This window comes from Paenibacillus sp. J31R109, assembly GCF_059692055.1.
Genome location: NZ_JCAUAR010000019.1, coordinates 20622 through 35241, shown reverse-complemented (window position 1 = coordinate 35241; position 14620 = coordinate 20622). Strand labels below are relative to the sequence as shown.

10 protein-coding genes are annotated in these 14620 nt (G+C 47.7%); all 10 read right to left on the bottom strand.

Features of this window, described 5'->3' with window-relative positions; all coding sequences use genetic code 11:
* Positions 1 to 71: 71 nt before the first annotated feature.
* On the bottom strand, positions 72 to 674 hold the full coding sequence (locus tag AC58QT_RS30265; protein ID WP_497412236.1) for a carbohydrate-binding family 9-like protein: 603 nt from the start codon (positions 672 to 674) through the stop codon (positions 72 to 74).
* Positions 675 to 690: 16 nt separating this feature from the next.
* Complete coding sequence (locus AC58QT_RS30260; RefSeq protein WP_497412235.1) at positions 691 to 1062, bottom strand: RidA family protein; 372 nt, start codon at positions 1060 to 1062, stop codon at positions 691 to 693.
* Positions 1063 to 1085: 23 nt separating this feature from the next.
* Positions 1086 to 2180 carry a hypothetical protein gene (locus tag AC58QT_RS30255; RefSeq protein WP_497412234.1) on the bottom strand — a complete coding sequence of 365 codons (1095 nt, stop codon included), beginning with the start codon at positions 2178 to 2180 and terminating at the stop codon, positions 1086 to 1088.
* Positions 2177 to 2923, bottom strand: coding sequence for an SDR family NAD(P)-dependent oxidoreductase (locus AC58QT_RS30250; RefSeq protein WP_497412233.1), 747 nt, complete (start codon positions 2921 to 2923; stop codon positions 2177 to 2179). The genes AC58QT_RS30255 and AC58QT_RS30250 overlap by 4 nt, the downstream gene beginning before the upstream one ends.
* Positions 2924 to 2974: 51 nt before the next feature.
* Positions 2975 to 3817: a carbohydrate ABC transporter permease gene (locus AC58QT_RS30245; RefSeq protein ID WP_497412232.1), complete on the bottom strand. Its 843-nt coding sequence runs from the start codon at positions 3815 to 3817 to the stop codon at positions 2975 to 2977.
* Positions 3810 to 4652, bottom strand: coding sequence for a carbohydrate ABC transporter permease (locus tag AC58QT_RS30240; protein WP_497412231.1), 843 nt, complete (start codon positions 4650 to 4652; stop codon positions 3810 to 3812). The genes AC58QT_RS30245 and AC58QT_RS30240 overlap by 8 nt, the downstream gene beginning before the upstream one ends.
* 104 nt (positions 4653 to 4756) lie before the next feature.
* Entirely contained in the window at positions 4757 to 6088 is a 1332-nt protein-coding gene (locus tag AC58QT_RS30235) for an ABC transporter substrate-binding protein (RefSeq protein WP_497412230.1), read from the bottom strand.
* A 472-nt stretch (positions 6089 to 6560) separates the two neighbouring features.
* Positions 6561 to 12239, bottom strand: coding sequence for an InlB B-repeat-containing protein (locus tag AC58QT_RS30230; RefSeq protein WP_497412229.1), 5679 nt, complete (start codon positions 12237 to 12239; stop codon positions 6561 to 6563).
* Positions 12240 to 12429: 190 nt separating this feature from the next.
* Positions 12430 to 13779: a hypothetical protein gene (locus AC58QT_RS30225; RefSeq protein ID WP_497412228.1), complete on the bottom strand. Its 1350-nt coding sequence runs from the start codon at positions 13777 to 13779 to the stop codon at positions 12430 to 12432.
* A 13-nt stretch (positions 13780 to 13792) separates the two neighbouring features.
* Positions 13793 to 14614, bottom strand: coding sequence for a creatininase family protein (locus tag AC58QT_RS30220; RefSeq protein WP_497412227.1), 822 nt, complete (start codon positions 14612 to 14614; stop codon positions 13793 to 13795).
* Positions 14615 to 14620 lie beyond the last annotated feature (6 nt).

Genomic DNA, 14620 nt, shown 5'->3' with positions numbered 1-14620 from the left:
CTATATGAAAGCGTTATATTCATTGTAGTGTAAGCAACTGCTTATGTCTATTGTCATAAAAGGAAATAATTTCAATTAAAAACGAGCGTGCCAAATTTCGCAGGCACATGGAAATTCCTTCGTTCTCCCGTTGGCGACCAAGCCCAATAATGGCGCTGTCCTGTGGAATCTTCGTCAATACGGTAAAGATTAATTCTCCATTTCATGCCCGGAGCAGGCGGGGGGTCGAAGGATGCGATAGGAAGTGCCATGTCATACAAGGCCTTCCCCTCCTCTGGCCACATTACCTGTGTCAGCAATCCATCCAGGTTCCAACTGGCATCGACCTTCTGTTTCTGCCCTTCTTCTTTATCAATAAGGGCATCGAATACGACATTGCGGGGACTCAGCTCAAATTCTTTATAAAACCTGCCCGCCCCGCTTTCATCGATGAAGATTTCTACGACATCTTGCTTATATATGGGATCATCCCTATTCTCGTAGGTAGCGACGACATGATCATCGGCACATTCGAAGCGCACATGGAGATAGCTATCGGTGCGGCAGATTTTCACGGTTGTGTGTAAACGCGCTTGTTCTCCGGTAACGGTATCCACGAGCGGTATGCTTTCTATTTCCTCCCAGCACACTTCGGGGCCACTCTGATAGTTGCATGTGTACACGTACGCTTCCATATGCGCCTTCGCTCCCTTAGTTTCGTTTCTGAGCAATAACATCAATTTCAACGAGAAGATCGTAATTCAAGTCACAATAAACAGCAGTGCGGCTAGGAAACGGGCTTGTGAAGAAACGTCTGTAAATGGTATTGAATTCCTCATACAGCTTTCTATCGCTTAAATAAATATTACATTTCACCACATCGTCAAAAGTAAGTCCAGCAGCTGCGAGAATCTGACTAATATTCGCCATCGTCTGAACGGTTTGTGATTCCAAATCACTACCAACAACAGCACCTGTCAGCGGATCAAGACCACCTTGCCCCGATACGAATACCAATGAATCCGTTTGAATAGCTGCCGAGATCGGTTTGCTGCTGCTTGAACTCATTACTTCAGATCGCATATATAGACCTCCATTATTTACATTCATTTCTTTGGATCATAGACAACGCTCCATGCGTCTAAGGACAACGGGCTGCCCACGTATAAGGATTCCATTGCCGTATTGATAAGGTACGTTGTCAGCAGGTTTCTTTCAATTGGGCATGGGGGCGTACCATAGAGGACCATCTCTTCGATTAGTTGAGTCAATTTAGTGAAATGGCTGTAGGGCCGCTCTCGCCCTGTATTACAGTACGCAGCGATACTAGCGTCTGTCTGATCTTGAACAGCAAAGCTCCATCTTGTAGCAAATTTATGAAGCTGCGCCACATATCCCTTCGTGCCATCTTTGTAGGTGACAACAAACAGTGCAGGATCTGGACATTCGTTGCGTGGATGCCTGCCAGATAGCTCTGGTTCGAGTGCGAGCGCTTGCATCATCAGCGCCTCCGGCCATTCAGCCCGGTCCATGGCTTGCCACATCGCATCGCCAGCTAAGCTATGAACGGAAGCAACACCCGTCTCGGCACCATGTCGATGCTCTGCCAGTACCTGCAGTACTTCCATGCCATGAAATCCGTAGGATTCGTGCCCCCCATGACTGACGACAAAGAACGTACGGCCTCCCTGTAGAAAGGAGCGATCGAAGTGCGGTACATAATCTGTATAGGGTATGGAGGATCCCGCCATACATGGAATGCCCCTTGTTCTCACTTCTTCATAAATCCAACGCGCATCCTCATTATCATAAGAGAAATGCTTATCAAGGAAGATAGGTACACGAATGCCATGCCGATCCATGGCAGCTAACGTTTCTCTCATAAATCGCAGCCTTGGATACAAGTGCTGTTGTTTCTCATTCCATGGGTAATCCCCATGTTCACCGATGATGACAATACCATCTATTGTTTGCTCAGGTGCGCCCCAAGACACGGCTTCTTCAATGGTTGTGCAGATCGCCACACCATGCTTAGCGGCTAGATCACGACTCAAATCTCTATCCGTGAATTGCTCCACGTACATCGCCACTAACTCGACTTGCGGTTCGTAGCCAAGCTCGCCTAGTAGTCTGCTTACAATCACATCTGCGTGCGAGTTAAGTTTGTACTGCGTAATGATCGCTGCGACGCGCTTCTTCATATCCGAATCCCTCCGTCAATCGTATACAGCGATCCCGTTATATACGAAGCAGCATCAGACAGCAGGAACGATGCAAGCTCGCAAATCTCGTCCGGAGTTCCGCTGCGCCCAAGCCAGGTACTCTTTCGCAGCTCTTCTGCTTTCTCGGGCGACACGGGCTTTGGCTCTTTCACATCTCCCGGTATAATCACGTTAGCTCGTATACCGTGAACGGCATTCTCGGCAGCGATCACCTGTGTCAAGAAATTGATCCCGGCCTTTGACGAGCCGTACGCCCCCTCTCCTGCTCGCGGTTGTACGCCAAGAACAGAAGATGTATTCACGATGGACCCGCCTCCGGAGTCCTTCATTAATAGTATCGCATGCTTGCTTATGAGAAATGTCGAAGTGAGCGTGCCTTGGATAACGCCATTCCAGTCCTCCAAGGTGTACTCCGCAACCGGCTTTCGATTCTGTGTATAGCTATTATGGAAGGACCCATCCAAGCGACCAAACTGCTCGCGGATTTGGCGGAACATCCCGGCGACCTGATCCTCATTACTCGCATCAGCCTGCACGAAAAGCAGGTGATCTGGGCCATACTGCGCTTGAAGTTCCATCATACGTGGGGACTCCTCCGCAGTTACCCAATCATTAGCAATGACCTTAGCTCCTCTGGCTAGAAACATCCGTACAGCGGCGAATCCAATCTTGCCAAGGGCACCAGTCACGACAATGACCTTATCTTGAAGCGGTAAACTCATGCTAATACCTCCTGCTATCCCCAATACGGGACTCTTCTAGCCCATTCAAGCTTACCCCTTCAAACCGGACGATGCCATCCCCTGAATAAATTGCTTCTGGGCAAATAGGAACAAGACGATAACTGGGATGGTGATAATGAACGCAGCAGCCATCACAATCGGAATCTCATTCGGTTGATCATTAACCGCCTTAAGGAACAAGAGACCCAATGGCAATGTAAACATTTTGTTGTCCGTTAAATACAATAGCGGTCCCATCGTATTACTCCATGCTCCAATAAAGGTGAACACAGCGAGCGCCGAAAGCGCCGGTTTGGACAACGGGATATAAATGCGCCAGAGCACGCCCCATGGGGTGTAGCCATCAATAAGCGCTGCTTCAAAAAGCTCTCTAGGCAATGTTTTATAAAATTGATGCATGAGGAAAATTCCGAAGGCCCCTCCCAGGAAGGCTGGCACTATTAACGGGTAGAACGTGTCAAGGGCGTTCAGGTTTTTCCAAATGAAGTACTGCGGAACCATCGTCACTTGACCTGGCAAGATCAACGTCGACACCATGGCCAAGTAGATCCATTTCTTCAACTTAAATTCAAACATCGCAAGTCCAAATGCAATGACGGCACAAGAAATCATCGTTCCGGCCACATCGAGAACTGTTACAAATGTGCTATTCATCGTGTACCTGGCAAAATGCACATTCTGGCTGTTCCATGCTGCAGCATAATGCTGCCAAGTAACCGGATCAGGAATCCACTGAGGCGGCAACTGCAGCACTTTCGCTCCTGTTTTGATCGACGTTATGACCATCCAATAGAAGGGAATGAACATGCATAAACCACCTATGATTAGAAACGAATAAAGCAATGTTGCGCTTAATTTGGATTCTTTAGTCATAGTGCACCCACCTCTTCTCCATCTTCCGTTGGAAAATGGTAATGATCAAGATGACAATGAACAGCAGCCAGGCCATTGCGGAAGCAGGTCCCATTTTGAAGAAAATAAACGCATCTCGGAAAATCATAATATTTACGGTCAGCAATTGATCCTTAACTTCGCCTGGTTTACCGACCAATGTAAGGAATGAATCAAAGGCATGAAATGCGGAAATCGTTGAAAGAATCAGTACCATGTAAGCCATCGGCGAAACGAGAGGTACGATAATGCTTCTGAACACTTGCCACTTCGAGGCGCCATCTAAATCTGCTGCTTCATACAACTCCTTCGAAATATTTTGCATGCCTGCGAGCAGGAGAACCATCGAGCTCCCCATACCTTTCCATACGTTCGCTATAGCTACGCTCCCAATGACAACCCACCAATTCGGATTATCCAGATATTTGTAAGGGCCTAGGTTCACATAACTGAGCAGCAAATTGACGACACCGAAATTAGAATTCAGGATCCATGACCAGACCAGACCAGCCGCGATCCATGGCGTAATGACAGGTAAGAAGAAAATGACCCGAAAGAATCCTTTTAACCGAATCGACTGGTTTAATACATAAGCTGCTACGAACGCGATCCCCGTTTTCAAAGGCACAAAGATCACTGCGAAAAAGAAAATATTGCGGAACGAATAATACATTTGCTTCTCATGGAAAATCGTTTTCCAGTTTTGAAGACCTACCCACTGCGGAGGATTGAACATGTCCCATTTCGTAAAGGTTAGATAAAGGGAAAATAAAAAAGGGTACGCTTGGAATACGAGAAATCCGATAACAAATGGCAACGTGAGTATATATCCCCAATAATTGTACCTTTGTATGACGCAACACTCCTAACTTCATAAATATAGGAGGAGGTGTTGTCCTCCCCCTAAACATTGCGATCTTGCTACTTGTTGTTGTTTAGAACCGTTTTGAGTTTTTCGTCAGCTTCTTTCAAACCTACCTCTGGCGTCTTGGTTCCTTTGAACATTTCGAGGAATACCGGTTGAACAGCTGATGTCATCTCGCTCCAGAATGGAGTTTCATCCGTGGTTGAACCAGCTTGGGCAACGCCTTCACTGAAAGCTTTCTTGTTTTTCGGATTGGTATTCAGATCCAATTTGGAGTTAGCGGATACTCTAAGCGGAAGTGAAGCTCCGCTTGTAGCCAGATACCCTTGTGCTTCTTCACCTAAGAAGTATTTCAAGAATTCCCACGCTGCATCCTTCTGTTCCTTCTTCGCTTTCGAGAAGATGACCCAGGAGTTTGCAACAAACGGAACATATCGTTTGCCATCATACCCCTTAGGAACCATGACCGTGTCATAATCCAAGTTTGGATAATCCTTCTTGTAGGTAAGCTGTCCGCTGTATTGCATAATCATCATGCCGATTTTGTTCTCACCAAACATCTGGGCAATCTTCCCATTTGCTTCTAACACATCTGATGTTGGAGCAATACCACTTTTCATCGTATTTTGCCACGCTGTAATACCCTGAACTGTTTTCGGATCCAAGAGCATGGATTTCGTTTTGGTTTCATCTAACCAGCCGCCACCGTAAATCTTCGACCATGGCCAGTAGCCTTGCGTCATATTTTTTTCAACTGACATACCGTAAATATCGGTTTTACCGTCGCCATTCGTGTCTTTGGTCAGCTTTTTCGCTGTGTCCAACATATCCTGGTAAGTCCAGTTATCAGTAGGAGGTTCAATGCCAGCTTCTTTAAAAATCTTCTTGTTATACGCCAGCGCAACAGGATTTAATCCATGCGGGATACCCCACACTTTGCCACTCTCATCCTTAGCTGCATATAAGTTGCTAACATAGTCACTCTCTTTAATGTCTCGTTTAATATACTGCGTAAGATCTTCAGCAACCCCACGCTTCCCGTAACCACGAATAATTGCATTTTCCTGGAACCAAATATCCGGAGCGTTGTTGCCGGCAATTTGCGCTGTAATTTTCGTAGCAAATTCAGACCATGGCGCATCTTGAATCTCCAACTTAATATACGGGAATTTCTTTTGAAAACCTTCGATAATCTCTTTCTTGGTAACGTCGTAACTTCCTGGCAAACCTAACTTCAGTGTCACTTCTTTCGGTGGCGCAGCTGCTGTAGCCGCTGCTGGTGCACCGCTAGTCGTTGCCGTTGATTCTGTTTGACCATTACCACAAGCTGTAAGCGTTACAGTTACTACCAACATACTGCTTAATACAACCAGACTCGTCTTTTTCAAAATAAACCCTCCCATTTATGTGTACTTGTTATGTAGAACACTTAGTTGGAATCGCTTTCCTCTGTGATTTCATTATATCTCGACCAGTTATTCACGTCAATGAAATGTTTTCACATTTGTGAATTTAAACAAAGGTTATGGATAAAATCCAACTCACAACCAACTTAACGCTATCGGCGCCCACCCATTAGTCCGAAATTACCGAACTAATCCCACTTTAGGCACCAACAATCCTGATTTAGTCCGAATTAGCCAAACTAAATCGCCTCTACTGACTCCCACCCGCGCAAAATGGGCATTTAGTTCAGTAGAATCGAACTATTCCTGCTTTTCCGCAGAAAATCTCCGATTTAGTTTGGAAATATCGGACTAACGCCACTTCCTAGAAAATAGGACTCCTGACAACAAAGTCAGAAGCCACATGTTCACAGGCGTAAAGATCTAACTTCTTGCAATGGAGAGCTGCGACTTCCTATTGAGTTAAAATAGTTGCAAACGGGTCTGTCCCATCGAGTAGAAACTCCACATTGGTTGTCTGACCGTTGTACACGTAACTCATTTTCGCCAGCTGATTCGTTTTCAGCAAAGGAATTACAGTACCTGCTTGCGCAGGATTAATGATCCAGTTGTTGGACTGCAATCTAACGGTTGATACCCCTTGAGGAACGGTTACCGTGTAGAAGTAGCTGCTAATATCAACCGTGCTGCCTGCCGAAACACCGCCTAGGATGATTTTATGGAAACCGCTATTAATTAGCTGTAATTCATAGGCACCCTGATTAGCAAATACATTGAAAGTCGCCGTGTCTCCGTTATGATACGCCAACGTCTGGTACACCCAGTCTGACTGCACAATCGAGAGTTTACTTTCTCCATGAATGCCGTTAACCGTAATCGTTTCAACAGGCACATTGAATACATTCGCTTGATTTTCGTACAAGATCACACCCGGGAACGTATACGACATGCCGCCTTTGCGAACGCGAACCGTATACTTCCCTGTCGGCAGGCTGCCATTTTCAAAAGGAATAACAGCACCGTCACTATAAGTACCCGCGTTTATCCATGATGTCTTGTAATACTCCACCATGGCATTCTCAACGCCTGGAAAGTTGACGACAAGACTAGTTGAGATAGGCTTCTCAAATGTGACAGACGCACCAGCTGCCACGAGTTCAGCACCTGTTTTCGTGATTGATGTGGCGTTTGGATAGGCAAAGGAAACCTCTTTATCCGTAAGCGTTGTAATCACCGAAATGTTCGTCGGCGTTGCAGTTAGATTGGACATCACCCCAAGGGATGCCGGGAATGGAGCAGTGTTCAGCGGAGAAGGTAACTCCGCCGTTACCGCACCTTGCGCCCCCGTCACAGAGGAGAAGGCAACTGTATTTCCTAGGTCGGCACTTCCATTTCTCAACTTGCCTTTTGGCAACGCCACAAAGACATTCCCCGCCAAAGCTGAGCCACCAGAGCCTGCACCGACGTTGGCAGCAGAGGCTGCTTTCGCAATCGCAGTCACTTGCGTATTTTCGCCGTAGATCAGGATATTGCCGCTTGCCCCGTTTTCTCCGCCGCCGATCCCTGCACCAATAGCGGTGGTCACACCGCCACCTGTAGCGGTAATCGTTCCGCCACTGATGATGATATTGCCGCCTGCACCATTCTTACCGCCACCGATGCCCGCAGCTGCATTGGCGGAATTGCCGCCACCTACAGCATGAATCGTTCCGCCGGTAATGGTGATGTTGCCGCTCGCGTTGCCCGTGCTGCCGCCAATGCCGGCACCTCCAGAACCGCCGCCTGTGGCCGTAATCGTGCCACCGCCAATGGTAATCGTGCCGCTCGCGCCGCCTATGCCAGCGCCGGAGGATCCACCGCTGGCCGTTACCGTCCCACCGGTGATCGTGATGCTGCCGCCCGTGCCGAGGACGCCGTCGCCGATGCCGGCTGCGCCGTTCGCACCCGTGGCCGTCACGGTGCCACCGCTGATGGTAATGTTGCCGCTTGCGCCGCCATTTCCACCGCCAATGCCTGCGGCGCTGTTGCCGCCCTTGGCCAGCGAAATCGTTCCGCCGGTGATCGTGATGTCACCGCCCGCGCCGGCTCTGCCGCCGCCAATGCCTGCGGCGTGCCCGCCGGCCGTCGCCGTAACCTTGCCGCCGGCGATGGTGATGGCACCGGCTGCGCTGCCTTTGCCTCCGCCGATGCCGGCACCCTCGATGGCGCCGGTTACCGCAAGCGTCTGGTTAGCATCAGACGCCTGGATCGTCAAGGCGCTGCCAACTGGCACGCCGATTCCTGCTCCATTGCCGACGATGAGAGCTGAATGCAGCGTCGTCACGACATTTGTACCCTCAAGCGTAAGCGTATTGCTGCCTGACGCGAAGTACAGAGCTGATTTCGCTTGCGCGTCTGCTGATTTCATTTTCAAATTGTTCATCGTCAACGCGTTGTTGCCTTCGCCAACTACAGCGATGCCAACAAATTCCACATTCGAATTACCTTTGATTGTAAGAGACTTGTTCACCGGTACGTGAATGGTCACGTTGCCCGTTGGTGAAGTCGCAAAGCTTGACAAGTCGAGCATACCGGCAAATGCTGGAATGTTCAGAACCGCATCGACACCCGCTTGATCCCATGTTTGAGGTATCGCTGTGTCTAGCGCCGTCCATTTGGCGTAAAGAGTGATACTCTGTGTAATCACATCTGTCGCAAAGTTAAACGCGTTCTGCAACGCACCATCTGTATACCAACCTTCGAAACCATAACCCGATCTAGTCGGATCTGCCGGTTTAGCAATGGTTGCTCCGCTAGCTAAGTCAGCAATTGCCGCAACAGCCGTTCCGCCATTCGAATTAAACGCGACGGTGAAGCTTTGGATGACTGGCTGCCATTTGGCATAAAGAACCGTATCCGCTTCGACAGCTTTGCTGAAATCAAACTTGTTCGCATACGTTTCGTCGAACCAACCAACAAAGTTATAATTGGCTCTTGTCGGCGCCTGCGGTGTAACGATTTCACCGAGCGACGCTCCATTTGCATGAACGGTCACCATTGCATCCGATGTAACACCGTCATTGTACTTATAGGTAAGGTTAAAATGGGTATCATAATTACCTTCTGTGACATAAACCGAAATCGGTAGCGAAAGACCACCATCTAACTTAACAAGGAAAGCTCCCTTCCCTTTTGCCGGCTGGCCTGTTAATACGTTCGCTTTTGTATTTCCAAGATCAGCAAGACCTTTGGTAATGGTCGTTCCGAATTGCTCACCTAAGAAGTTTTTGCCGATTTTCTTCGGATAACCTGTTACGGTAAGTACCAAATCGACACCTTGCGTGATCGTACCTTGGGTTTTCCCATCGGCATTGGTCACTGTAAACCAATCGTAATCACTGTTTTTGCGCAAATCATACTTCGTTCCAGTCGGAATTCCGGCTGTCTTAATAACAACTTGCTGCGTGGTGTTCCCTGTCACGTTCAGTTGATACTTACTGTCACCTGATCTTAAAGCGGTCGGTCTCGTCGGAACGATCACATCTTTGCCGCTTTCGATGGCTCCGATATCAGGTGCTGCACCAGCGTAATCAGCCGAAGTTACAAAGTTAGGAATCGTTGTACCCTTATCAAAACCAAGGCTTCCGCTTGTTTGGCTCAAGTCACCTTCCGCCCGGTTAGTGAAAGTCGCCTTTTTACTGGAATCCGGATTGATCGCTGTTACCGGTGTTCCGATTTTATCACCGGTAATCCCGTTTGGCTCAACAATTGGCGGAGGTCCACCCGTTGTACTGAAAGCATTTGTGGTAACCCCAGATCCATTAAACAAGTCGTAATCATAACTAGCGCCTGGATAATTGTAAATGTGCTTAATCGTTATGATGACTTGGCCATTCGCCAAAGGACTATCCATGGATTCAATAATATTATTGCGATAGTACGGTCTGTAAATTTGACTGTCTTTGCGGGTAATATGACTAGCTGAACTCAGGATCGTATTGTTGAACAGATAGTTAGCGCCGAGCCCCATGTTCGCTTCTTTTGTAGCTGCTCCGTGCTTGAGTGCACCTTGGATCAATCCCCATTCGTCACCCAAGTTTGTTAAGACATTTCTGTATAAATAAATGGGACCAACGTAGTTCGTATCCAAACCTACGCCATTCGCGACCCCTTCTATTTTGTTATTGTAAAATCTGATGTTCATATCCGAGCCTTCTAATTCAACACTGTCATCTTGGGTATAGGCAAAATAATTGCCATACACGTCGGAATCCTTACCAACGCCGCCGTCTACTTCACCATTTCCCCACGTTTCAATGGCATCATTAAAACGGTGATCATCGCTTCCCACAATGTCGTTGTAACGAATAACAACGCCTTGACCGCCTCTAGCATACATACCGCTTACACCTTGTGGATGCTTATCATCCCACTCAGGGTACCAAGCTCTACCGCCGCCGCCATTCCATGCATTGGTTTTGGTCCTTGCATCATGAATATAATTCTTCTCAATGACAAGATTGCTTGCATCGCTGATAAAAATACCAGAATCATTATTAACTGGCGTAGCGTTGGCCGTGTAACTTTGACCTGTACGCAAATCAACAGCCAAGTTCGGATCTGCATTAGCAACCACGGTTTGCTTCGCTAAGTATTGTGTTGCTTCTCTTCCAAAATGGGAAATATCGCTATTCACAATGCGAATATGGTGACTTGAACTAAGTACGGATATCGCGCTTCGCTTACCGCCACGAATGATTAAGTTTTCCAAAATCACATATTCGGACTGTGCGATCACTACGGCTTCCCAGAACTCGTCCGTCACTTCAATGACCGTACTTCCGTCGCCAATAATTCGGATATATCCGTTTTCTGACCCTCTCAACCCTTGAACCGACAACGGTTTTCCGGGTTCATATATGGAAGCGATCGGGATATCTCTCGCAATCGGCACGTTCTCTTTCCATGTTCTGATTTGCTGCGTGTAGGTAGAAGCGTCTTTTAGCACTTTAACTTTCACTTCATAATCCGTGTCAGCTTCAAGGCCAACGATAGAACCTCTGAACTGCTTGTTAACCGAATCCCATGCCAGTGAGAGTCCGTCTTCCCATGTTGCAGTACCCACTTTCCTGAATTGCACCTCATTGGCAGGGTCAGTGACGACCTGTATCGTGGTGACAGGCGACGTCGGAAGCTTATACGCGATCGTATCTCCAGGAGTCGTATAACCTGTATAATTCAGATATACACTGACATTGTTGAACGTCGTTCTTAAAAGCAAATCGTTCCCTGTATTGGGGATGCTGTAACCACTTTGAGCTGCGCTTGTGGCAATCGTTGTTTTGAATTCCTTATCTGGTCTGCCGTCGGAGTAATGAATTCTCACTCTGATCATGTCATTGCTGCCCCCACCGGACAAATAGCTGAGGCCTCCCTCAAACGCTCCTGTCGCCGCATTATAACCGGGCTTAGGTGCGATCAGCCAAGCATTTCCGGTATTTCTCGGTTGGGCAATCACATAGTTGGCCGGGTCCACTGACTTCCGCCACACCGTGACTTCGGCGTTCGGATCGGCGCTCGGAATACTGTAGTAACCGTCTCTGGACTTGCCTACAGCTGTGATGTCAACACCCGGTACAGCTACTGGTATAGCCGCTTCAGCGGTAAGATGTCGGTTTTCATCATATAGCACTTTGGCCGTATTGCTTGCGGCATCCCATGTGTATGTGGCTTCAAACGCATACATCAGTGTATCCAGTGGGATAAAACTGCGAATTCCCTCTTTAAAAGGCATATCCGTCGTAACCGTGGAGCCGTTCTTTAAAGCAACTTCGTTGCTTCCATATGTAGCTTTCATATCGTAATAATCATTTTTTAAAGTGAAGGCTTTGCCGTCGATCGACTCATAAAACACCGCATACAAGTAGTGAGCCATCGCCTCGGCAGACACCCAGATTTTACCGTCCATAAACTTAGGTGTTACGTCTGATTTCACGTTCTTGCCGTTTACCGTAATCTGTATTGGCGAAGCTGGATCTTGAATCTGAACAGGTTGATGCGCATAGGCTGCAAATGCGGAGTTAGGAAGAACAAGTGACATGATGACTGCAACAAGCAGTAGAAATCTCATAATGGGTTTCATTTTGTTTGCCATGCTAATAAAATCCTCCTATGTTGGATTTGCTAATGATAAGTCGTAGAGAATCCCCTATATCCCCCCTCTTATGTTCCTGTCTTCACCTTTTTTCACATACTGGAAACGTTTTCAACCTCAACTCAACTATAGATCGCCACTATATTCATGTCAATGAAATATTTTTACAAATATGAATTTTCAATCAATTTCAATAATTATGATAAGCCAGTTCTGATGTGTGGAAGCTGCAAAAAATAGGGAAGTTCTTCGCCAACTTGGCGATCTCCTCAGCAGGCACAGAATCAAGTTCCGTTAATCGCCGGATTCTCGTCTTTTCCGCCATTTCCTGATAGGTGATAATCATATCGGCTTTCTTGAACAACTCGGGTCCCCATCTCACCGAAAAATCAATATGTCGACGTTCGTCAATCAAATCAAATTCACACGTAATCGCAGACAAGACATCGCCAAATTTCCAAAACGCTTCCGCCGACTTGCGCTTCTTCTTGAAGCCGCAAGCTTCACCTAGCATGGTTAAGTTGGCATACAACTCGGTAAAGTGTTCTTTGACATCCCGCTTGCCAGGACCACCCAACCACTGGAACTGGTCAACGGAGTGACCCATTTGCAGCAAACGTCGCATCCCCATCTGACTGTGCCTGAATTCATCCCACATATGACGAGCCAAATCAAAGTAAAAAGGCAATGGCATGCGATCCACGTAATAGTAAATGCAGGACAACGTCTCTCCGGCAAAAATCTCCGTCGCATAGATGTAGATCATTTGCTTCACACTGTCATGCAGTACGGACATACTTGTATCGGTATACGATTGTTGTGGTTTCGGATTCGTGTATCGCGGATACTTGCTCTCCAACTTTGCCTTCTCCGGCAGTGGACCTGCTGGATTCTTTACCAGATTAGCCGGCCACACCACAGCATTCGCATCGACTGCGAATGTATTTGACCAAAAAGCTGCCCAGACCGTCTCGATATAGCGCTCCCATTCCACCAGCTTCCGCGATCCTTCTTCACTACTACAATGGACAAACTGCAATTGCTCATGCAGCCAGCGTTGCGTCGCTTCCCGTTCTATGAAAATGATCTTGATCTGATCTAACGTAGGCGCATTTAAAACCGGATCCAGCTTGGCTACTAAAGCATCATACTGGGCATATAGTTGCCTATGAATATATAAGTAACTGATTAAAAACGCGTGCTCATCTGGCGCTCCGAACATTCTTTCGAATGCCTCCCTAGTGATATCAGGCATCCAATCCTTGTCGTGCATCCCGCCAGGCAGTTCCTCGATACGTTCGTATAAACACTTCACGTTCCGATTATGCACATAGCATAAGCGGCCAAGTTCGATCTTGTGCTCATAGACTGGAATTGCTGGAATCCATCCGCCAATTAACTTAGATAGCGCCAACTCCTGCCAGAGCAAATGCTTGAGTTCATTGCTTGTATCCACAGGCCGCAAGAACCGATTTTTCAAAAAGCTATGCTCCGTTGTCATACTTTGCTGTAAACCTTCAAAATCTTTTTCATCTCTCATATCCGCGCGCCTCCTATTCCTGTTTCCATAGTCCTTCTCGAAACGAATGCCCATGCCGGAAATACATCTGTCTGTGCTCCAATCGATGCAGCGTCTCCTTGACCGCAATATCAACAGCCAGGTCGATTGTCTCGTTACCGAAAGCCACGCTTGAATCCCTTGGATCCATCACACCTCCGACGCCAACAATCGGCTCCCCTTTCGGAGGAAGCAAATCGAGTCTAACCGTCTCGGGATGAAGCGCCATCATGTGCGAAGTCTCCCACCCCGCGGCGTGATCCCCGGCACAATCGTACCGGTTCTCCACCAACATATAATCAACAAACGCCCACGCTTGCATCCCACTGCTGCTGCGGCTATATAACCGCTTGTTGAACAGCATCGCAGCCGCTCTGGCATGATCAATTAACGGATAATGTCCTGCAACTAGCACGCCCACGCGAAAGCCGAGTGATTCCGCCTCTGCAAGGATATGCAAGAGCAGTTTCTCATAATTAATCACTTGCTCCATAGCTGAAAAGGGCATTCGTTCTGGCAGAAAGTTGTCTGGATTCAGCCCCATCAACTCTGCAATTTGTTGTCTATCCGCCGCATTCGCTTCCATTAGACCTTCAACCCGGCTCTCACCGTAGTACAATGGCGGAAAAACAAGGCCGCCGCCCTTTTGTGCGCATCGCATGGCAATGCCCTCCGCTTGCAAGGAGTCGGCACCGACTGGATTATGCAAGCCATGCCATTCCAGCGTGCCAATTGGGATATAGACGACTGGACATGCTGTTCTCCTAGCAACAATCTGCTCAGGGCGCAGCATGTGATATCTGACTTCTTCGCTCATGATCCC

Bases quoted from the DNA above. Each gene is read 5' to 3' on its own strand.
- AC58QT_RS30265 (WP_497412236.1), bottom strand. From the start codon at position 674: ATGGAAGCGTACGTGTACACATGCAACTATCAGAGTGGCCCCGAAGTG.
- AC58QT_RS30260 (WP_497412235.1), bottom strand. From the start codon at position 1,062: ATGCGATCTGAAGTAATGAGTTCAAGCAGCAGCAAACCGATCTCGGCA.
- AC58QT_RS30255 (WP_497412234.1), bottom strand. From the start codon at position 2,180: ATGAAGAAGCGCGTCGCAGCGATCATTACGCAGTACAAACTTAACTCG.
- AC58QT_RS30250 (WP_497412233.1), bottom strand. From the start codon at position 2,923: ATGAGTTTACCGCTTCAAGATAAGGTCATTGTCGTGACTGGTGCCCTT.
- AC58QT_RS30245 (WP_497412232.1), bottom strand. From the start codon at position 3,817: ATGACTAAAGAATCCAAATTAAGCGCAACATTGCTTTATTCGTTTCTA.
- AC58QT_RS30230 (WP_497412229.1), bottom strand. From the start codon at position 12,239: ATGGCAAACAAAATGAAACCCATTATGAGATTTCTACTGCTTGTTGCA.
- AC58QT_RS30225 (WP_497412228.1), bottom strand. From the start codon at position 13,779: ATGAGAGATGAAAAAGATTTTGAAGGTTTACAGCAAAGTATGACAACG.
- AC58QT_RS30220 (WP_497412227.1), bottom strand. From the start codon at position 14,614: ATGAGCGAAGAAGTCAGATATCACATGCTGCGCCCTGAGCAGATTGTT.